This window comes from Cellulosimicrobium cellulans, assembly GCF_006539945.1.
In the GTDB taxonomy this organism is placed as follows: domain Bacteria; phylum Actinomycetota; class Actinomycetes; order Actinomycetales; family Cellulomonadaceae; genus Cellulosimicrobium; species Cellulosimicrobium cellulans.
The window spans coordinates 47,675-67,421 of the sequence record NZ_BJNZ01000017.1; the positions used below are offsets into that span (position 1 = coordinate 47,675).

Annotated in this window: 16 protein-coding genes; 11 read left to right on the forward strand and 5 right to left on the reverse strand. The window is 73.3% G+C overall.

The window, feature by feature from the left end:
* Nucleotides 1-87: 87 nt before the first annotated feature.
* Both CCE02nite_RS13225 and CCE02nite_RS13230 read left to right on the forward strand, forming a co-directional pair.
* Entirely contained in the window at nt 88-1,131 is a 1,044-nt protein-coding gene (locus CCE02nite_RS13225; RefSeq protein WP_141390093.1) for a 3-isopropylmalate dehydrogenase, read from the forward strand.
* A 208-nt stretch (nt 1,132-1,339) separates the two neighbouring features.
* Nucleotides 1,340-2,473: a branched-chain amino acid aminotransferase gene (locus CCE02nite_RS13230; RefSeq protein ID WP_141390094.1), complete on the forward strand. Its 1,134-nt coding sequence runs from the start codon at nt 1,340-1,342 to the stop codon at nt 2,471-2,473.
* Between the two features lie 105 nt (nt 2,474-2,578).
* Here CCE02nite_RS13230 and CCE02nite_RS13235 read toward each other — a convergent pair whose 3' ends face one another.
* Complete coding sequence (locus tag CCE02nite_RS13235) at nt 2,579-3,172, reverse strand: hypothetical protein (RefSeq protein ID WP_141390095.1); 594 nt, start codon at nt 3,170-3,172, stop codon at nt 2,579-2,581.
* Between the two features lie 336 nt (nt 3,173-3,508).
* Here CCE02nite_RS13235 and cimA point away from each other — a divergent pair, with 336 nt between their 5' ends.
* Nucleotides 3,509-5,167, forward strand: a complete 1,659-nt coding sequence (cimA, locus tag CCE02nite_RS13240; protein ID WP_141390096.1) for a citramalate synthase — start codon at nt 3,509-3,511, stop codon at nt 5,165-5,167.
* A 24-nt stretch (nt 5,168-5,191) separates the two neighbouring features.
* On the opposite strand, the gene CCE02nite_RS13245 is transcribed toward cimA, so the two are convergent.
* On the reverse strand, nt 5,192-8,236 hold the full coding sequence (locus CCE02nite_RS13245; RefSeq protein WP_170227310.1) for a non-ribosomal peptide synthetase: 3,045 nt from the start codon (nt 8,234-8,236) through the stop codon (nt 5,192-5,194).
* 172 nt (nt 8,237-8,408) lie between these two features.
* Here CCE02nite_RS13245 and lplAB point away from each other — a divergent pair, with 172 nt between their 5' ends.
* The 7 genes from lplAB (at nt 8,409) to CCE02nite_RS13280 (ending at nt 17,042) form a co-directional block, all read left to right on the forward strand.
* Nucleotides 8,409-9,458 (forward strand): lipoate-protein ligase LplAB, encoded by a 1,050-nt coding sequence (lplAB, locus tag CCE02nite_RS13250; RefSeq protein ID WP_141390098.1) that lies wholly within the window; start codon nt 8,409-8,411, stop codon nt 9,456-9,458.
* Between the two features lie 257 nt (nt 9,459-9,715).
* Nucleotides 9,716-11,023, forward strand: a complete 1,308-nt coding sequence (locus CCE02nite_RS13255; protein WP_141390099.1) for a sugar ABC transporter substrate-binding protein — start codon at nt 9,716-9,718, stop codon at nt 11,021-11,023.
* An 86-nt stretch (nt 11,024-11,109) separates the two neighbouring features.
* On the forward strand, nt 11,110-12,117 hold the full coding sequence (locus CCE02nite_RS13260; protein WP_141390100.1) for a carbohydrate ABC transporter permease: 1,008 nt from the start codon (nt 11,110-11,112) through the stop codon (nt 12,115-12,117).
* A gap of 56 nt (nt 12,118-12,173) precedes the next feature.
* Nucleotides 12,174-13,007 (forward strand): carbohydrate ABC transporter permease, encoded by an 834-nt coding sequence (locus CCE02nite_RS13265; RefSeq protein WP_255318860.1) that lies wholly within the window; start codon nt 12,174-12,176, stop codon nt 13,005-13,007.
* Nucleotides 13,004-14,758, forward strand: a complete 1,755-nt coding sequence (locus CCE02nite_RS13270) for a glycoside hydrolase family 3 N-terminal domain-containing protein (RefSeq protein WP_141390101.1) — start codon at nt 13,004-13,006, stop codon at nt 14,756-14,758. Before CCE02nite_RS13265 ends, CCE02nite_RS13270 begins: the two co-directional genes overlap by 4 nt.
* Nucleotides 14,758-16,065, forward strand: coding sequence for an anhydro-N-acetylmuramic acid kinase (locus CCE02nite_RS13275; RefSeq protein WP_141390102.1), 1,308 nt, complete (start codon nt 14,758-14,760; stop codon nt 16,063-16,065). Before CCE02nite_RS13270 ends, CCE02nite_RS13275 begins: the two co-directional genes overlap by 1 nt.
* Nucleotides 16,062-17,042 carry an N-acetylmuramic acid 6-phosphate etherase gene (locus tag CCE02nite_RS13280; protein WP_141390103.1) on the forward strand — a complete coding sequence of 327 codons (981 nt, stop codon included), beginning with the start codon at nt 16,062-16,064 and terminating at the stop codon, nt 17,040-17,042. The genes CCE02nite_RS13275 and CCE02nite_RS13280 overlap by 4 nt, the downstream gene beginning before the upstream one ends.
* 37 nt (nt 17,043-17,079) lie before the next feature.
* Here CCE02nite_RS13280 and CCE02nite_RS13285 read toward each other — a convergent pair whose 3' ends face one another.
* The gene (locus CCE02nite_RS13285; RefSeq protein ID WP_141390104.1) at nt 17,080-17,829 is read right to left on the reverse strand and encodes a YggS family pyridoxal phosphate-dependent enzyme; all 750 of its coding nucleotides are present in this window, start codon (nt 17,827-17,829) and stop codon (nt 17,080-17,082) included.
* Nucleotides 17,830-17,938: 109 nt separating this feature from the next.
* Here CCE02nite_RS13285 and CCE02nite_RS13290 point away from each other — a divergent pair, with 109 nt between their 5' ends.
* Nucleotides 17,939-18,337: a YccF domain-containing protein gene (locus tag CCE02nite_RS13290; protein WP_141390105.1), complete on the forward strand. Its 399-nt coding sequence runs from the start codon at nt 17,939-17,941 to the stop codon at nt 18,335-18,337.
* Between the two features lie 70 nt (nt 18,338-18,407).
* Here the strand turns inward: CCE02nite_RS13290 and ybaK are convergent, their stop codons facing one another.
* Both ybaK and CCE02nite_RS13300 read right to left on the reverse strand, forming a co-directional pair.
* Nucleotides 18,408-18,917 (reverse strand): Cys-tRNA(Pro) deacylase, encoded by a 510-nt coding sequence (gene ybaK, locus CCE02nite_RS13295; protein WP_141390106.1) that lies wholly within the window; start codon nt 18,915-18,917, stop codon nt 18,408-18,410.
* 25 nt (nt 18,918-18,942) lie between these two features.
* Complete coding sequence (locus CCE02nite_RS13300; RefSeq protein ID WP_141390107.1) at nt 18,943-19,668, reverse strand: VIT1/CCC1 transporter family protein; 726 nt, start codon at nt 19,666-19,668, stop codon at nt 18,943-18,945.
* Nucleotides 19,669-19,747: the final 79 nt, after the last annotated feature.

A 19,747-nucleotide genomic window follows, 5' to 3' on the forward strand; every position in this document is an offset into this window, starting at 1 on the left:
TGGTCTCCCCCTGTCGCGCAACTCCGTCCCAGTCCGAGACGTGAGACCACCGTCCCGAGGGGTGGCGCGGCGGCGTAGGCTCGCCGCATGACGCGCACCATTGATCTGGCAGTCGTGGCCGGGGACGGCATCGGGACCGAGGTCGTCGAGCAGGGCCTCGCCGTGCTCGAGGCCGCCGTGGCCGGCTCGGACGTGAAGGTCTCCACGACGCCGTTCGACCTGGGTGCGCGCCGCTGGCACGCGACGGGCGAGACGCTCACCGACGCGGACCTCGAGGCGATCCGCAGCCACGACGCGATCCTCCTGGGCGCGATCGGCGACCCGAGCGTCCCGTCGGGCGTCCTCGAGCGCGGTCTGCTGCTCAAGCTGCGCTTCGCGCTCGACCACTACGTGAACCTGCGCCCGGGCAAGCTGTACCCGGGTGTCACCTCGCCCCTCGCCGACCCGGGAGAGATCGACTTCGTCGTGGTGCGCGAGGGCACCGAGGGCCCGTACGTCGGCAACGGCGGATCGCTGCGCACCGGGACGCCCCACGAGATCGCGACCGAGGTCTCCCTCAACACGGCGTTCGGCGTCGAGCGCGTCGTGCGCGACGCGTTCGCCCGCGCGCAGGCGCGGCCGCGCAAGCACCTGACGCTCGTGCACAAGCACAACGTCCTGGTGCACGCGGGCCACCTGTGGCGGCGGACGGTGGAGGCCGTCAACGTCGAGTTCCCCGACGTCACGACGGACTACCTGCACGTCGACGCGGCGACCATCTTCCTCACGACGAAGCCGTCGCGCTTCGACGTCATCGTCACGGACAACCTGTTCGGCGACATCCTCACCGACCAGGCCGCCGCGATCACGGGCGGGATCGGCCTCGCCGCATCCGCGAACATCAACCCCGACCGTACGGCGCCGTCGATGTTCGAGCCGGTGCACGGCTCCGCCCCGGACATCGCCGGGCAGGGCAAGGCCGACCCGACTGCCACGGTGCTGTCGGTCGCGCTGCTCCTCGACCACCTGGGCCTCGGCGACGAGGCGAAGCGCGTCGAGGCGGCCGTCGCGGCCGACCTCGCCGAGCGGGGGAGCCGAGTACGCTCGACGGCCGAGGTGGGCCGCGAGCTCGCCGCTCGCGTCGCCGGCTGACACCCCGCCCGGGTCCTGCACGGACCCGGGCACCGGTTCGCCCGCAGTCCCCGCACCTCGGTCGTCATCGCCCCAGGACCGGACCCCTCCCGTTCTGACCCGGTGACGCCCTGCCGTCGTCGTGCCCTCGCGCGGATCGCCGCACGAGCCGCACGGTCGTGGAAAACTAGGCGGAGACCACCCGGGTCGCCAGGTGAAAGGCCTCATGATGAGCACCCTCGCAGCGCAGCACCAGCCGTCCTCCTCGGAGGAGGACCTCATCGCCCTGTTCGACGTCCGCCCCACGGACGCCCCGACGCCGCCCGCCGAGCGCGAGGCCGCGATCACGGCCCCGAAGTTCGGCACGGTCTTCACGGACCACATGGCGCGGATCAGCTGGAACTCGACCGACGGGTGGGTCGACCGCCGCATCGAGAAGTACGGCCCCCTCCTCCTGGACCCGGCGACCGCCGTCCTGCACTACGCGCAGGAGATCTTCGAGGGCATGAAGGCGTACCGCCACGCCGACGGGTCGGTGTGGACGTTCCGCCCCGAGGCGAACGCCGCCCGCTTCGCGCGCTCGGCGCACCGGCTCGCGCTGCCCGCCCTCTCGGTCGACGACTTCGTCGGCTCGATCACGGCCCTCGTGCGCACCGACGTGGACTGGGTCCCGTCGGGCGAGGAGGCGAGCCTGTACCTGCGTCCGTTCATGTACGCGTCGGAGGCGTTCCTCGGCGTGCGCCCGTCGCTCGAAGCCGAGTACCTGGTGATCGCGTCGCCGGTCGGGCCCTACTTCTCGGGCGGCGTGAAGCCCGTGTCGATCTGGGTCGACCGTGAGTACAGCCGCGCCGGCGCCGGGGGCACGGGCGACGCGAAGTGCGGCGGGAACTACGCCTCCAGCCTCCTGCCGCAGGTGGTCGCGCAGCAGCACGGGTGCGAGCAGGTGTGCTTCCTCGACTCCGGGACGCGCACGTTCCTCGAGGAGCTGGGCGGCATGAACGTGTTCGTCGTCAAGGCGGACGGCTCGGTCGAGACGCCCGAGCTCAGCGGCTCGATCCTCGAGGGCGTCACGCGCTCGTCGATCATCCGCCTCCTCGCCGACCGCGGCCACGAGGTGGTCGAGCGTCGCATCCCGCTCACCGACGTCCTCGCCGGGATCCGCGACGGTTCCGTGACCGAGGTGTTCGCGTGCGGCACGGCCGCCGTCATCACGCCGATCGGGCGCCTCGCGGGCTCCGACTTCGACCACACCATCGGCGGTGGCGAGGCCGGGACCCTGACGATGGCGATCCGGACCGAGCTCACCGACATCCAGACCGGGCGCGCGGCCGACCGCCACGGCTGGCTGCGCCGTCTCGCCTGAGGCGCGTCCTCCGCACCCTGCACGACGACGGGGCGCCTCTCCCGTGGGAGGGGCGCCCCGTCGCCGTGCGTACCGGTCGGCGCGCAGGGCGCGCCGGGCGCTGAGTCAGAGGGCGGTCGCCGGCCGTACGACGATCGTGCGCCCGGCGACGCCCGCGAGCAGCGACCAGACCGCGATGCCGATGAGCAGGTTGATGAGCCCGGACAGGGCTGCCGCCGTGACGTCGCTCGACCACGCGAACGGGAGCACGGCGATCACCACGACGACCAGCGCCATGATCCAGCCGAAGAACGCGCGCGGGCGCGGCGTGCTGAGGATGAGCAGGTGCAGGACGCCCGCCGCGAGGACCGCGAGGATCGCCCCGTCGATCGCCCACGCCGCCTGGCGCGACCCCGTGCTGAACAGGTCCGGCGGCGGCACCAGGGTGATCGAGAAGATCCGCTCGAAGATGATCACGCCGAGCAGCCCGATGAGGGCGGCGACGAGCGCCGTCGCCGCGGCGCCGGCCCAGAACCGGCCTGCCTCGACCGCGAGGCGCGGGTCCGCGGGGTTGACGGGGGGCCTCTGCCCGGGGAAGCCGGCCTGCGGGTCGGTCGGGGGGATCGCGGGGGGCTGGGCGTGCGGCGGCACGGGCGGCTGCCCGTAGCGGCGCGTCGGGGGGTTCTGCGGGTCGTAGCCGCCCGGCGTCGGGTCGCTCATCGTCACTCCTCGGTCGGTCGCCGCCGCGCCCGAGAGCGGTGGGCGGCTCAGTGGATGGACGCTCGTGTCCATCCTCGCGGAACCTGTGGCACCATGTGCCCTGTGACACACCTCGTCTCCCAGCTCATTATCGAGTAGCGCGCCCGGTAGCACCCACCGGACGCGCAGACCTCCCGCACCCTCGGGGGGTTTTTTTGTTGCTGGGCACCACCCCGCCCGGCGGCACGGATGCCGGGCCTCCCGCCTCACGAGGGCCCCGCCCGGCGTCCTGGGAGACGGACCAGAGGGACGGACGCTGCGGCGTCCTCGACACGACGAACGGCAGGAAGAGGCACCATGACCTCGGCGACGACCCCCGTGACCGGCCCCCGCGAGCCCCGGGTCTTCCACGTCTACGACACGACCCTGCGCGACGGCGCGCAGCAGGAGGGCATGAACCTCTCCGTCGCCGACAAGCTCGCCATCGCGCCGCTGCTCGACGAGCTCGGGGTCGGGTTCATCGAGGGTGGCTGGCCGGGCGCGGTCCCCAAGGACACGGAGTTCTTCCGCCGCGCCGCCAAGGAGCTCGACCTGCGTCACGCCGTGCTCGCCGCGTTCGGCTCGACCCGCAAGGCCGGGCTGCGCGCGTGGGACGACCCGCAGGTGCGGGCGCTCGTCGACTCCGAGGCGCCGGTCGTGACGCTCGTCGCCAAGTCCGACGTCCGGCACGTCGAGCGAGCGTTGCGCACGACGCCCGACGAGGGCCTCGCGATGATCACCGACACCGTGTCGTTCCTCGTGGGCGAGGGGCGCCGGGTCGTCGTCGACGCCGAGCACTTCTTCGACGGCTACCGGTACGACGCCGCCTTCACGCGGTCCGCCGTGCAGGCCGCGTTCGAGGCGGGGGCCGAGGTCGTCGCGCTGTGCGACACCAACGGCGGGATGCTGCCCACCTGGGTGGTCGAGGTCGTCGAGGAGCTGCGAGACGCCGTCGGGCTCCCGCACGGGCGCGACGCCCTCCCGGGCGACGCGCTGCTCGGCATGCACGCGCACAACGACTCGGGCTGCGCCGTCGCGAACACCCTCGCGGCCGTCGAGGCGGGCGCCGCCCACGTGCAGGGGACGGTCAACGGGTACGGGGAGCGCACGGGCAACGTCGACCTGCTGACGGTCGTGGCGAACCTCGAGCTCAAGCACGGGCTGCGGACCCTGACCGGGGAGGGCCTCGAGGAGTCCACGCGCATCTCGCACGCGATCAGCGAGATCACCAACATCTCCCCGTACGCGCGCCAGCCCTACGTCGGTGCGAGCGCGTTCGCGCACAAGGCCGGTCTGCACGCGAGCGCGATCAAGGTCGACCCCGACCTCTACCAGCACATCGACCCGACGGCGGTCGGCAACGACATCCGCATGCTCGTCTCCGACATGGCCGGCCGCGCGTCGATCGAGCTCAAGGGGCGCGAGCTCGGGTTCGACCTGTCGGGCCAGGGCGAGCTGCTCACGCGCGTGACCAACAGGGTCAAGGACGACGAGGCGAACGGCTACACCTATGAGGCCGCGGACGCCTCGTTCGAGCTGCTGCTCCGCGAGGAGATCACGGGAGAGCGGCCGCCGTACTTCCGGGTCGAGAGCTGGCGCACGATCGTCGAGCGGGCGGGGTCGCGCGGCACCGAGGCGACGGCCGAGGCCACCGTCAAGCTCCACGCCGGAGGAGAGCGCATCGTCACGACCGGCGAGGGGAACGGGCCCGTCAACGCGCTCGACCACGCGCTGCGGCTCGCCCTCGGCCGCGTCTACCCCGAGATCGACGTGTTCGAGCTCATCGACTTCAAGGTCCGCATCCTCGACACCGAGCAGGGCACGGACGCGATCACGCGCGTCCTCATCGAGACGACCGACGGCTCGACGTCGTGGTCGACCGTCGGCGTCGGGCCGAACCTCATCGAGGCGGCCTGGGAGGCGCTGACCGACTCCGCGATCTACGGGCTGGTCCACGCGGGCGTCGACCCCCGCTGAGGCCGACGCTGCCGCCGGTGCGGGTCACGTCGAGGCGCCCGCCACCGACGCGGTGGCGGGCGTGATCCACCCGGTGCGGTGGAACCACTCGACGTAGGAGTCGAGCATCGAGGCGTCCACCGGGGGGCACTCGATCCCCGTCCCCGCGAGCCCGGCCTCCACGTTCTCCCTGCCGAACCGGGGGAACGTCCCCTCGAAGTAGAGCTCCTTGACCGTGACGTCCCGTGCCGCGGCGACCGTCGTGAAGATCGGCAGGAACGGGACCACGGGGTGGTCCGGGGACGCGGCGCAGAGCTCACGCAGCCGGCCGACCCAGGTGTCGTAGTCGACGGTCTCGATCCGGTGCCCGGCGGCGCGCAGCCGGTCGATCATCTCCTGGAGCAGCCCGTACCGGGGGTTGGTGAGGTGGAACGTCGCGCCGCGGGGATCGACCGGGTGCTCGGCGAGATGGACGAGCGCCCGGGCGAGGTGGTCGGCGGGGACGAAGTCGAGCGGGAGGTCGACGTCGGGAGCCGAGCCCATCTCGGCCATCGCCTTGAAGAACGCGACGATGGCGGCGTCCGTGTTCCAGGCGCCGTCGGTCGTGCGGCCGGTGATCTCGTAGGGGCGGTACACGGACACCGGGACGCCGCGCTCGCGCGCCAGACCGAGGATGCGCTCGGCCACCCACTTGCTCTCCGGGTAGCCCATCGACATCCGCTCGACGTGCTCGACGGCGTCGCGCTCGGACACGTGGGGGACGTGTGCCGACCCTGCACCGGAGAGCACGGCGATGGTGGAGACGTAGTGCACCGGGATGCCGCCGCCCCGGAGCGCGAGGCCCGCGACGCCCCGGGTGCCGTCCACGTTGGTGGCGCGGAGCCACTCGTACGGGTACGCGAAGTTCACCTGCGCGGCCGAATGGTAGATGCGTCCCGTGCGTCGAGCGAGCGCGTCCAGCTCGTCCGGGGAGAGCCCGAGCCGAGGCGCCGAGAGGTCGGCCGGCAACGCGTGCACGCGGTGCGCGTCGCCGAGCGGCGGGTGACCGTACCGCGCCTGCGCCGCGGAGATCCGGCGCCGGGCAGCCTCCTCGTCCGGCGCGCGGACGAGGCACTCCACCTCGGCACCGGTGCGTGCGAGCAGCTCGCGCAGGAGGTACGAGCCGAAGAAGCCGGTCGCGCCCGTGAGGAGGACGCGTCGTCCCTCGGGCCGGTCGCCGAGCGGGGCGGTCTGCGAGAGGTGGACGTCGGCGCGCCACCGGTCGCTCGCCTCCTGCACGAGCGCGCCGTGCGCGGCGACGTGCCGCACCGCGCTCGTGAAGGGTCCGAGCCGAGGCTCCGACAGCAGGGACTTGATCAGCGGATAGCCGCTCGCACCGTCCAGGTCGAGCTCGGCCTGGATCCGCGCGACCAGACGAGCGGCGTCGAGCGACGTCCCGCCCGACTCGAAGAAGTGGACGTCGGCACCGCCCGGAAGCCCGAGCGTCTCGGTCCAGGCTGCGCGCACGACCGCCTCGGGCGTCGGGTCGCCCGCCTCAGGGGACGACTTCCCTCCCGTGGCGGGCGTCGCGGCGTCGGGACCGGTGAGGTCCGTCTCTCGCGCCCTGCGCTCGAGCCGTCGCCTGTCCGCCTTGCCGTTGGTCGTGCGCGGGCGCTCGTCGACGAGGAGCACGGACGACGGCATCATCCATGCGGGGAGCCTGTCCCGGGTGCTGGCGCGGACGAGGGCGAGGTCCACGACCGCGCCCGGCGCGGGGACGACGAACGCGACGAGCCGCGCGTCGGCATCCCTGCCGACGGCGACGACCGCGACGTCGTCGACCTGCGGGACCGTCCGTACGGCGTGCTCGACCTCACCGAGCTCGATCCGGAAGCCGCGCACCTTGACCTGGTCGTCGAGGCGCCCGCGGAACTCGAACGTCCCGTCGCCGCGACCACGCACCCGGTCGCCCGTGCGGTACCAGCGCGTCTCGGAGTCGGAGCCCACCGCGAGGCGGACGAACCGGCGCGCGGTGAGCTCGGGGTCGGAGAGGTAGCCGACGGCGAGACCGTTGCCGCCGATCAGCAGCTCGCCGTCCTCGCCGTCCACGGCGGGCGTGCCGTCGGGCCGCAGGACGACGCAGCGGGCGTAGGGGACCGGTCGGCCGATCGGCACGGGGTCCTGGGCTCCGGGGTCGACGACGTGCGTCGTGGTCACCGCGGTGCACTCCGTGGGGCCGTAGACGTTGACGAGGCGTCCCGCGCGCGCCGCGACGACGGCGGCCGGGCCTGCGGCGAGCGCCTCGCCGCCCGTGACGACCTGGGCGAGGCCGTCGAAGACCTCCGGCCGGGTCCGCGCGAGATGGTGCAGCAGGCTCGTGGTGAAGAAGGCGGTGTCGACCGCGTCGCGGCGCAGCCGCCGCTCCAGGGCCTCCGGCACCAGGAGGAGCTCGGGCTCGGCGACGACGAGGCAGCCGCCTCGCAGCAGGGTCGTCCAGATCTCGATCGTCGACGCGTCGAACGCGAGGGCGGACGCGTGCAGGAACCGCTGTCCCGGCCCCATGTCGACGAAGCCGCCGCGGGTGGCCAGGAGACGGACGGCGCGCTGCCCGATGCCGACCGCCTTCGGCGTCCCGGTCGACCCCGAGGTGAACATCACGTAGGCGAGCGGGTCCGCCCCGTCCGCCGCGCCGGGCGGTGTCGGTGTCGTCGTCGTCGATGCCGTCGTCGGTCTCCGGACGTCGAGCACCGGGAGGTCCCCCTCGACGATCGGCGTCGCGGCCGTCGTGCGGGCGACGAGCCGGCAGCCGACGGCACCCAGCATCGTCGCGGCACGGTCGCGCGGTGTCGCCTCGTCGAGCGGAAGGTAGGCGGCACCCGTGCGCAGCACCGCGACGAGCGCCGCGAGGGTGTCGAAGCCACGCGGGCCGAGCACGGCGACGACGTCACCGCGTCGTGCGCCGCCGTCGACGAGACGTGCCGCGACGTCGCACGACGCCGCGAAGAGCTCCGCGTAGGAGTAGGTCCGGTCGCCCTCGACGACAGCGGGCGTCGACGGGTGGGTGCGCACTCGGTCGTCGAAGAGCGCGACGAGGGTACGGGCGTCGTCCATGAGTTCCCCCTGCTTCGCAGACGTCCACGGCGCGCCGGCCCCTGCACGACGTTCGTCCCGTGGCCGTGCCTCCACGATCGCATCCGGGCCGTCGCACCGCACGCGCGCGTCGACGGCGGCCGTGACCGACATCTCCCGCCGAGCGGGCGTCTCGCGGGCTTAGGGTGGACGGGTGCGTGGTGAGTACAAGGTTCCCGGTGGCAAGCTCGTGGCGGTCGACGTCGAGGTGGAGGCCGGGCGGCTCGCCCGCGTCGCGGTGAGCGGCGACTTCTTCCTCGAGCCGGACGACGCGCTCGAGGACATCGACGGCGCGCTCACCGGCATGCCGGAGACGGCGACGGTCGCGCAGCTCGCGAGCGCCGTGCAGGGCGCGCTCGGCGAGGACGTCACGATGATCGGCTTCTCGCCCGAGGCCGTCGCGATCGCGGTGCGCCGCGCGCTCGGGCACGCGACGGGGTGGCACGACCACACGTTCGAGCTGATCCACGAGGGGCCGGAGAGCCCGGCGATGCACCTGGCGCTGGACCAGGTGCTCACCGAGGAGCTCGACGCCGGTCGCCGCGGCCCCACGCTGCGGATCTGGGAGTGGGCGTCGCCGGCCGTGATCATCGGCTCCTTCCAGTCGCTGCGCAACGAGGTCGACGCCGAGGGCGCGGCACGGCACGGCGTGACGGTCGTGCGCCGGATCTCGGGCGGCGGGGCGATGTTCGTCGAGCCGGGCAACACCATCACGTACTCCCTCTACGTGCCCGCGTCGCTCGTCGAGGGCCTGAGCTTCGAGCGGTCGTACGCGTTCCTCGACGACTGGGTGCTGGGTGCGCTCGCGTCGGTCGGCATCGACGCGACGTACAAGCCGCTCAACGACATCGCGTCGCCCGCGGGCAAGATCGCGGGCGCGGCGCAGAAGCGGCTGCGCGGGGGAGCGGTGCTCCACCACGTGACGATGGCGTACGACATCGACGCCGACAAGATGACCGAGGTGCTCCGCATCGGCCGGGAGAAGCTCTCGGACAAGGGGACGAAGAGCGCGAACAAGCGCGTGGACCCCCTGCGCTCGCAGACGGGCATGTCCCGCGAGGCCGTCATCGAGGCGTTCGAGGACCACTTCCGGTCGCGGTACCGGACGGTCGAGGGCAAGGTCACGCCCGAGGAGCGGGCGCAGGCGGAGGAGCTCGCGCGCACGAAGTTCTCGACGCCGGAGTGGACCGCGCGCGTGCCGTGACCCCGACGTAGCGGGGTCTCGCGCGACCAGCCGGGGTTCTCCCTCGCGCGACCGGGTGGCTGCCCGCCGCCGATTGTTAAGAACGTGCAACATCTGTCGACCGGGCTTCCGTTCGCGCGGCGATGGCAGTAATCTCTACGCATACGTCCTCTGATGGAAGTAAGTTTCACGCCGCGCGAGCCGACCGGCCGCGCGGGACCGTCAGGACACCCGACCCGGCCGTCCCCCATCGGCCGACAGAAAGGAAGTGTCACGGCATGCAGCGACGCAGCACGGTGGCCGTCACGGGCACCCTCGTCCTCGCGCTCGGCCTGGCCGCGTGCAGCTCCGGCGGCGGGTCCGGATCCGAGGCGACCGGGGGCGACGACGCCACCGACTTCTCGGGCGAGACCCTCACCGTCTGGATCATGGAGGGCACCAACCCCGACGCCGACGCGTTCTTCGACGAGGTGACGACCGCGTTCAAGGAGGAGACCGGCGCCGACCTCCAGATCGAGTTCCAGCCGTGGGCCAGCGCCCACGACAAGTTCACGACCTCCATCGCGGGCGGCACGACGCCGGACGTCGCCGAGGTCGGGACGACCTGGACCGGTGAGTTCGCCGACGTCGGCGCGCTCGCTGACCTCTCCGACCGCATCGCCGAGGCCGGGCTCGAGGACGATCTCGTCCCGGGTCTCGTCGAGTCCGCGACCCTCGACGGCGGGGTCTACGGCATGCCGTGGTACGCCGGCGTGCGCTCGGTCGTCTACCGCGCCGACCTGTTCGAGGCCGCGGGCATCGAGGCCCCGACGTCGTGGGACGAGCTCGTCGCCGCGGCGGACGCGCTCAAGGCCGCGAACCCCGAGATCATCCCGTTCCCCGTCGCCGGTGACAGCCAGTACGGGGCGATGCCCTTCGTCTGGGGCGCCGGCGGCGACCTCGCGGTGCAGGACGGCGACACCTGGACGTCGGCGATCAGCTCGCCCGAGTCTGTCGAGGGCCTCGAGTTCTACACGGGTCTCGCGACCGAGCACGGCTTCTCGACCGCTGCCGCGACGACGTGGAAGGAGACCGACCTCCTCGCCGCGTTCGAGCAGGGCCAGGTCGGCATGATGATCTCCGGGAGCTGGACACCGGGCAAGATCGTCGCCGACGTCCCGGACATGGAGGGCAAGGTCGGCGCCTTCCCGATCCCCGGCCAGACCGAGGGACTGTCCGACTCGTTCCTCGGCGGTTCGCACCTCGGCGTCTTCGAGGCGAGCGAGAAGCAGGACCTCGCCTGGGAGTTCGTCGAGATGATGACGACCGGCGAGTTCGCGGAGGAGTGGGGGCAGCAGTCCGGCTACTTCCCGGGCCAGACGTCGCTCCTCGAGAAGGTCATCGAGGAGGACGACCCGCTGGTCGCGCCCTTCGCCCAGCAGATGGTCGAGGCCGGCCGGTCCGTCCCGGTGACCCCGCTCTACGGCCAGATCCAGGGCAAGAAGACGCTCGAGACGATGCTCCAGTCGATCCTCTCGGGCAGCGCCACCGTCCAGGAGGCCGCCGACACCGCGGCCGCCGACATGGACGAGACGTTCGGCTCCTGAGCCGACCCGCGTCCGGCCGCGGGGGCACCCCGCGGCCGGACGCGGCGCTCTTCCGCCCTCCCGTACCACGCGACAGGACCCTCTCCATGGCAGACCTCCGAGCCGTGCCCGGCGCCTCGCCGGCCCCGGCCGCCCCGGCCGACCGGCCGTCATCGGGCACCCCGTCGACCGGCGCGCGCCGGCGCCGGCCCGGCGGCCTCGGCCACCGTTCCCCGCTGCGTCCCTGGCTGCTGCTGGCACCGGGACTCCTTGTGCTCGGCGTACTGCTGCTGTGGCCGCTCGTGCGGGTGTTCCTGCTCTCGCTGCAGGACTACGGGCTGCGGCAGATCGCGAGCGGCGAGTCGAACTGGATCGGGCTGCAGAACTACGCCGACATCCTCGGTGACAGCTACCTGTGGACCGTCGTCCTGCCCAACACGGTCCTCTTCGCGCTCGCGTGCGTCGTGCTCACCGTGGCGCTCGGCACCGCGGTCGCGCTGTTCCTCAACACGCTCGGCGGGTTCTGGCGGGGCGTCGGCGCGACGGCGATCATGGTCGCCTGGGCGGTGCCCGCGATCACGGGCACCTACGTGTGGGTGTGGATCTTCGACCCGCTCAACGGACTCGTCGCGTCGGTCCTCGAGGGCGTCGGCGCGATCGAGCCGGGGACCGTGAACTGGTTCACCGAGCGCCTGTCGTTCTACGCCATCGCGACGCTCAACGTGGTGCACCACGGGTTCCCGTTCGTCGCGATCACGGTGCTCGCGGGGCTCATGACGATCCCGCACGAGCTCCACGAGGCGGCGAAGGTCGACGGCGCGACCGCCTGGCGGCGCTTCTGGGCGATCACCGCGCCGATCCTGCGCCCGGTGTTCGCCGTGGTCACCATCCTGTCGACCATCTGGGACTTCAAGGTCTTCACGCAGATCTACCTCATGCCCGGCGGCAACGGCGGAAACAAGGACGTGTTCAACCTCGGCGTGTGGTCGTACATCGAGTCGTTCGCGCAGGGCAAGTACGGCATGGGCTCGGCCATCGCGGTCCTGCTCACGCTCATCCTGCTCGGCATCACGCTCGTGTACATGCGCACCCTGTTCAAGGAGGAGGAGCTGTGAGCGCCGCCGTCGACACCCGCACCCCGCCCCGGCCCGCCCACGAGACGGACCAGGTCCTGCGTACCCACCCGCGCCGACCCGGCGTCGCGACCGCCAAGATCGCGGGGCTCGTCGCCCTGCTCGCCTTCTCGCTCTTCCCCGCCTACTGGATGTTCTCCTCGGCGGTCGACCCTGAAGCCGCGACCCGCGGCGCGCGACTGCTCCCCGCCGGGGTCACGTGGGAGAACTTCGTCACCGTGATCGACGACGGCGGGTTCGGCCACTACCTGCGCAACTCGGTCCTCGTCGCGGTGGGCACCGTCCTGGCGTCGTCGGTCGTCGCGCTGCTCGCCGCCGTCGCGGTGAGCCGGTTCCGCTTCCGGTTCCGCAAGTCGATGCTCGTGCTCATCCTCATGGTGCAGATGGTCCCGCTCGAGGCCCTGGTCATCCCGCTGTTCCTCCAGATGCGCAATCTCAACATGCTGAACTCGCTCCTGGGCCTGACGATCGTCTACCTCGCGTTCGCCCTGCCCTTCGCGATCTGGACGCTCCGCGGCTTCGTCGCGGCGGTGCCCGTCGAGCTCGAGGAGGCCGCGTACCTCGACGGTGCCTCGTGGGGCCGCATGTTCTGGAGGATCCTCGTCCCGCTCGTGGCGCCCGGCGTCGTCGCGACGAGCGTCTTCTCCTTCATCACGGCATGGAACGAGTTCATCTTCGCCCTGACGTTCCTGCAGCAGTCGAGCAAGTACACCGTGCCGATCGGTCTGCAGAAGTTCTTCGGCGAGAACACGACCGACTGGGGCGCCGTCATGGCGGCGTCGACCATCATCACGCTGCCCGTGCTCGTGTTCTTCGTGCTGGTGCAGCGCAACCTCTCGTCGGGCCTGACCGCCGGGTCGGTGAAGGGATGAGCGACGCGACCTCCGCCCCGGTCCCCGCACCGGTGGACGACGACGACGTCGTCCGCGCCGTCAACGGCGTGCTCCTGCCCGGCTTCACCGGCACCGACTCCTTGCCCGCCTGGCTCCACGAGGCTGCGCGTGACGGGCTCGCCGGCGTCGTCCTCTTCGGGCACAACACGCCCGACGTCGCGACGGCCTCCCGGCTCACGAGCCTCCTGCGCGGGGCGTCGCCGGACGTCCTCGTCGCGATCGACGAGGAGGGCGGGGACGTGTCCCGCCTCCAGGCGGCGACCGGGTCGAGCCTGCCAGGCAGCGCCGCCCTGGGCGTGGTCGACGACGTCGCGGTCACCGAGGAGGTGGGCGCCGCGTTCGGCCGCCTCCTCACCGCGACCGGCGTGGACCTCGACCTCGCCCCCGACCTCGACGTGAACTCCGACCCGGGCAACCCCGTCATCGGCGTGCGGTCCTTCGGTGCCGACCCGGCGCTCGTCGCCCGGCACGGCGCGGCGTTCGTGCGCGGGCTGCACGCCGGGGGCACGGGCGCGTGCGGCAAGCACTTCCCCGGCCACGGTGCGACGAACGTCGACTCGCACCTCGCCCTGCCCGTCGTCGACGCGAGCCTCGCCGAGCTGCGCGCCCGCGACCTGCCGCCGTTCGTCGCGACGATGACGCCCGGAGGCTCCTCCGGGGCGGGGGCGGACGACGACGCCCGGCTCGACGCGGTCATGACCGCCCACGTCGTCGTGCCCGCGCTCGGCCCGCTCCCGGCGACGCTCGAGCCCGCGGTCGGCGCACTCGTGCGTGAGCTCGGCTACGACGGCCCGATCGTCACCGACGCGCTCGACATGGGCGCCGTCGCCGCGTACGCCGAGACGGGGCCGGGCGGGACCGGGGCCGAGGGGGTGCCGACGCACGGGATCGGCGAGGTCGCCGTGCGCGCGATCGAGGCGGGTGCCGACCTGCTGTGCCTCGGCACGACCGTCGGCCGCGACGACGAGGCACTGTTCCGCCAGGCCCAGGTCGCGCTCCTCTCCGCCGTCGCGTCGGGGCGGGTCCCGCTCGATCGGCTGCGCGCGTCGGCCGCGCGCACCGCGACCGCGCGGACCGCGATCCGCACGCGCCAGGCCGCGAGCGGCATCGTGCCCTCGCCGGAGTCGGCGGCGACCGCGCTCGACGCGCTCGAACGCGTGGGGTCCGACGTCGCGGCTCGCGCCGTACGGTTCGCGGACCCGGCGCCGGGCCCCGGTCCGGTCCTGACCGCGGCGCCTGACGTCGTCGACCTCCGACTGCGCTTCGACCACGCCGCCGGACGGACGGCCCAGCACGTCCAGCGCGCGTTCGACGACGCCTTCGGCACCGGCGTCCGGCACCTGCGACCAACCGACGCCGCCGCGTGGACGCAGGCGTTCGACGCCGTCCGGTCGAGCGACCGCCCGCTCGTCGTGCTCACGCGCGAGCCCGTACCCGGCTCGGACGAGCGCGGGCGGCTCGACGCGCTGCTCGCCGAGCGCCCGGACGCCGTCGTCGTCCACACCGGGTTCCCGGGCGCCGTCGCGCAGTGGTTCGGCCGGGGTGCCGACGAGACGGTGCCCGTGGGCGCCGTGCCCGGCGACGGCGCGCGACCGGTCGTCGTGGTCGCGTGCGGGACGGGGCGGGCGAACGCGCGCGCTGCCGTCGCGCTGCTCACCGGCACACGCTGGTCGTCCGAGGCTGCCGGTCGGGGCGCGTTCGCGTCGGACATCGAGGGTGAGGAGCACTGATGATCGTCCTGGGCCTGTCCTCCGGCACGTCGGTCGACGCGATCGACGCGGCAGCGGCCGAGCTCACGCTCGGCGGCGACGGCGTGCTGCGCATGCGGCCGCTCGGTCACACCGAGTACGCGTGGCCGCGGGCCCTGCGCGAGCGCATCCTCAAGGCCCTGCCGCCCGCCGCGGTCGACGTGGCCGAGGTCGCGCAGCTCGACACCCTCATCGGCCAGGAGCTCGGTCGCGCGGGCCGCCGCGCGATCGACGACGTCGCAGGCGGCGACGTCGACCTCGTCGCGTCGCACGGGCAGACGATCTACCACTGGGTCGTCGGCGCCCGCGCCCGGGGCACTCTCCAGCTCGGGAACGCGGCGTGGGTCGCGGAGCACACCAAGCGGCCCGTCATCAGCGACTTCCGCGTCGCCGACGTCGCCGCGGGCGGCCACGGCGCGCCCCTCGTCAGCGTGCTCGACGCGCTGTGGCTCGGGCGCGACGACGCCGCGACCGGGGTGAGCGGTGCGCCGGGCTCCGGGCTCACCGCCGCGCTCAACATCGGCGGGATCGCGAACGTGTCGCTCGTCGGCCGCGTCGACGACCCGGTCACGGGCTGGGACACCGGGCCGGGGAACTGCCTGCTCGACGTCGCGGTCACGGCGATCACCGACGGCCGTCTCGCGTACGACGTGGACGGCGAGCTCGCCGCGCAGGGCACCGTCGACCCCGGCGCGCTCGCGGCGCTGCTCGACGACCCGTACTTCGCCGCGCCCGCGCCCAAGTCGACCGGGCGCGAGCTCTTCGACACCACGTACACCGCACGCCGTCTCGCGTCCGTGCGCCCCGGTCTCACCGGCCCCGACCTCGTCGCCACGCTCACCGAGCTCACCGCCGTGAGCGTGGCGGACGCGCTCTCCGGGCGGGACGTGCGCCGCGTCGTCGTGTCGGGCGGAGGGGCCCGCAACCCCGTCCTGCTCGACCGTCTGCGCGTCGCTCTCGCCGCGCACGGACCGCACGCGTGCGAGGTCGTGACGTCCGACGCGCTCGGACTGCCCGTGGACGCGAAGGAGGCGTACCTCTTCGCGCTCCTCGGCTTCCTCTCGGCACACGGCCTGCCGGGTACCGCGGCGGGCGAGCACCGCCGCCGGGCGACCGGCGCCCGCCGCGCCGTGGTTCTCGGCTCGCTCACCCCGCCCACGCCGTTGCCGTGGCCCGCCGCGAGCGGGCCCGTGCGCCGTCTGGCGCTCGCCAACACCCCGCACGGGCTGCAACCGGGCCCGCGCACCAAGGGCCCGCTGTCGGACCCGACGAAGGGAAGCACCCGATGACCGACCCGACCGTCGCCGCAGACGCCGCCTCGCGACCCGTCCCGAGCGCCGACGAGTGGCAGGAGCTCGTGCGCCTGGCCTCACCGACCGAGGAGCGCAACCCGCGCACCACCGACGTCGACCTGTTGCCTACCGCGGACGTCGTCGGCCTCATCACGGACGAGGACGCGGGCGTCGCGGACGCCGTGCGCGCGCAGCGCGACCGTATCGCGGAGGCCGTCGATCTCGCGGTGGCGGCGCTGCGCGCGGGAGGGCGCGTGCACTACGTGGGCTCGGGGACCTCGGGACGTCTCGGCGTGCTGGACGCGGTCGAGCTCCTGCCCACCTACGGCGTGGGGGAGGAGTGGTTCGTCGCGCACCTCGCCGGGGGCGTCGGCGCGATGATGCTCGCGGTCGAGGGTGCCGAGGACGACGTGTCGCTCGGGCGGGCGGACGTCGACGCGGTCGGTCCGGACGACGTCGTCGTCGGTCTCGCGGCGAGCGGCCGGACGCCGTACGTGCGCGGAGCGCTCGACGTCGCGCGCGAGCGGCGCGCCCGCACCGTGCTCGTCTCCGCGAACCCGGCCGCTCCGCTCGCGGCGGGTGTCGACGTCGCGATCCTCGTCGACACGGGTCCCGAGGTCGTCACGGGCTCGACGCGCATGAAGGCCGCGACCGCGCAGAAGCTCGTGCTCAACACGTTCTCCACCGCGACGATGATCCGCCTCGGCAAGACGTACTCGAACCTCATGATCGACGTGCGCCCGACCAACCAGAAGCTGCGCGCCCGCATCGTCCGGATGCTCGTGCAAGCGACGGGCCTCGGCGCCCCGGAGTGCGAGGAGGTTCTGCACTCGGCCGACGGCGAGGTGCACGTCGCGCTCGTCATGCTGCTGGCGGACGCTGACGCGGACGCGGCGCGCGCCGCGCTCGGCGGCGACGGCGCCGCGGGAGTCCGCGACGCCCTCGCCCGGCTGGGCGCCCTCTCCGCACGATGACGATCCTGCCGAGGTAGGGGTCCGGTCTACCGGACCTCTACCTCGGCGGGGCGGGGCGCGGGCCGAAGACGGCGGTGCCGACGCGGACGATCGTCGCGCCCTCGGCGATCGCGAGCTCGAGGTCGCCGCTCATGCCCATGGACAGCTCGCGCACGTCCCCGGTGCCGGGAGCGCCCGAGCCCGCGACGGCGTCGCGCACCTCGCGCAGGCGCGCGAAGCCCGCGCGTACCACCGTCTCGTCCGGCGAGTTCGCGCCGATCGTCATGAAGCCCCGCAGGCGCAGACCCTCGAGCGTCGCGACGGCGGTCGCGAGAGCGGCGGCATCACCGGGCCGGACGCCCGACTTGGACTCCTCGCCTGAGACGTTCACCTGGAGGAGCACGTCGAGCACGTGGCCGTCACGGGCGGCGCGAGCAGACAGCGTCTCGGCGAGCGCGAGCGAGTCCACGCTCTCGACCCCCGTCGCCGTCGCGAGGACCTGGTTGACCTTGTTGCGCTGGAGGTGCCCGATCATGTGGACCTCGACACGCCCCGCCGCCACGAGGTCGGCGAGGTCGGGCGCCTTCGCGACGAGCTCCTGCACGCGGTTCTCGCCGATCAGGTCCGCGCCGGCCTCGACGACCGCGCGCACGGCGTCCGTGGGCTGCGTCTTGGTCGCGACGAGCAGGCGCACGTCCGACGGCGCGCGCCCCGCCGCGCGCGCGGCGTCGTCCACCCGGGTCCGCACCCGGGCGAGGTTCTGCGCGATCTGCGCGGGCAGCACGGACGACGGCTCGGGGAGGGGCATGCGGTCAGTCTAGGTCGGGTGGGCCCTCCGGGATCCGGGTCGTCTCAGGGTGGTCCCGGATCGGCAGCGGCGGTCTGGTCGGCGAGAATGGTGGGGAAAGGACGGTGCCGTGAAGACACTGCTCAACATCATCTGGCTCGTGTTCGCCGGGCTGTGGCTCGCTCTGGGCTACGTCGTGGCGGGCGTCATCTGCTGCATCCTCATCGTCACGATCCCGTTCGGCATCGCGTCGTTCCGCATCGCGGGCTACGCGCTGTGGCCGTTCGGCCGCACGGTCGTCGACAAGCCGACCGCGGGCGCGTGGTCGACGATCGGGAACGTCATCTGGGTGGTCGTGGCCGGCATCTGGCTCGCGATCGGGCACGTGGTCACCGCGATCCCGCTGTTCGTGTCGATCATCGGCATCCCGCTCGGGATCGCGAACCTCAAGATGATCCCCGTCTCGCTCCTGCCGCTCGGCAAGGACATCGTCCCGACCGACGCCCCGTACACCGCCTACCAGCGCTGACGCACCGCCGAGGGAGAACGCGGGTCTCGCGAGGGAGAACGCTGGTACGGACCAGCGTTCTCCCTCGGCCTCAGTTCTCTCTCGCGATCGGGGCCGCGGTGCCCGCTGTGAGGCGCAGGAGATCCCGCGGTGCGAGGCCGACGTCGAGGCCGCGGCGGCCGCCCGAGACGTAGACGGGGTCGAACGCGAGCGCCGAGTCGTCGAGGAACGTGCGGTGACGCTGCTTCTGGCCCAGGGGCGAGATCCCGCCGACGACGTAGCCCGTCGCGCGCTCGGCCGTAGCGGGCTCGGCCATGGTCGCCTTCTTGCCGCCCGCCGCCTTGGCGAGCGCCTTGAGGTCGAGCTGGCGGTCGACCGGCACGATCCCCACGACGAGCGCGCCGCCGTCGACCACGGCGAGCAGCGTCTTGAACACCCGCTCCGCGGGCACCCCGATCGCCGCCGCGGCCTCCAGGCCGTACGACAGGTCGCTCGACGGGTCGTGCTCGTACGGGTGCAGCGTGTGGGCGACGCCCTCGCGCTCGAGGAGCGCGACCGCGGGCGTGCCGGCGTGCGCGGACGACTTCGACTTCTTGGCCACGGGCCGATTCTGCCGCAGTGACCCGCTACACGTTGACGTCGAGCAGCGAGCCGATCGCGTAGGTCACGCCCATCGCGACCGCGCCGCCGAGGACGGTCCGGACCGTCGCGCGCCGGGTCGGAGCGTTCCCGAGGCGGGCCGACCCCCACCCCGTGAGCACGAGCGCGAGCACGACCGCGACGAACGTCAGCGGGATGCGCACGGCCTGCGGTGCGAGGAGGATCGCCGCGAGCGGCAGCAGGCCACCCACCGTGAACGACACGATGGAGGCGACCGCGGCCTCCCACGGGCTCGTGAGCTCGTCGGGGTCGATGTGCAGCTCGGCGTCGGCGTGCGCGGCGAGCGGGTCGCGCTGGGTGAGCTGGACGGCGACCTGGCGCGCGAGGTCCGGCGTCAGACCCTTCGCCTCGTAGATCCCCGTGAGCTCCGCGAGCTCGGCGTCCGGCATCTCGGCGAGCTCGCGCCGCTCGGTCGCGAGCAGCGCCTTCTCGGTGTCGCGCTGGGTGCTCACGGAGACGTACTCGCCCGCCGCCATGGACAGCGCCCCCGCGAGCAGCGCCGCGCCGCCCGCGGTCGCGATGACGGGGATCGACGTGCTCGTCGCCGCGACGCCCACGACGACGCCCGCCGTCGACACGATGCCGTCGTTGGCCCCCAGCACGCCGGCGCGCAGCCGGTTGAGCCGTGATCCCGTGCTCTCCGGGTCGTGGGGTTCGCCGGAGTGCCGGCCGGTGCGCGGTGCGTCGCTCATGGTTTCACCGTAGGGGCCCAGCGGCGCGGCGCGACCGGGGGACGCGCGACCCGGCACGCCGAAAAGAGCGGGCTCGGGC

Bases quoted from the DNA above. Each gene is read 5' to 3' on its own strand.
- CCE02nite_RS13225 (WP_141390093.1), top strand. From the start codon at position 88: ATGACGCGCACCATTGATCTGGCAGTCGTGGCCGGGGACGGCATCGGG.
- CCE02nite_RS13230 (WP_141390094.1), top strand. From the start codon at position 1,340: ATGAGCACCCTCGCAGCGCAGCACCAGCCGTCCTCCTCGGAGGAGGAC.
- CCE02nite_RS13235 (WP_141390095.1), bottom strand. From the start codon at position 3,172: ATGAGCGACCCGACGCCGGGCGGCTACGACCCGCAGAACCCCCCGACG.
- cimA (WP_141390096.1), top strand. From the start codon at position 3,509: ATGACCTCGGCGACGACCCCCGTGACCGGCCCCCGCGAGCCCCGGGTC.
- CCE02nite_RS13245 (WP_170227310.1), bottom strand. From the start codon at position 8,236: ATGGACGACGCCCGTACCCTCGTCGCGCTCTTCGACGACCGAGTGCGC.
- CCE02nite_RS13255 (WP_141390099.1), top strand. From the start codon at position 9,716: ATGCAGCGACGCAGCACGGTGGCCGTCACGGGCACCCTCGTCCTCGCG.
- CCE02nite_RS13260 (WP_141390100.1), top strand. From the start codon at position 11,110: ATGGCAGACCTCCGAGCCGTGCCCGGCGCCTCGCCGGCCCCGGCCGCC.
- CCE02nite_RS13270 (WP_141390101.1), top strand. From the start codon at position 13,004: ATGAGCGACGCGACCTCCGCCCCGGTCCCCGCACCGGTGGACGACGAC.
- CCE02nite_RS13275 (WP_141390102.1), top strand. From the start codon at position 14,758: ATGATCGTCCTGGGCCTGTCCTCCGGCACGTCGGTCGACGCGATCGAC.
- CCE02nite_RS13280 (WP_141390103.1), top strand. From the start codon at position 16,062: ATGACCGACCCGACCGTCGCCGCAGACGCCGCCTCGCGACCCGTCCCG.
- CCE02nite_RS13285 (WP_141390104.1), bottom strand. From the start codon at position 17,829: ATGCCCCTCCCCGAGCCGTCGTCCGTGCTGCCCGCGCAGATCGCGCAG.
- CCE02nite_RS13300 (WP_141390107.1), bottom strand. From the start codon at position 19,668: ATGAGCGACGCACCGCGCACCGGCCGGCACTCCGGCGAACCCCACGAC.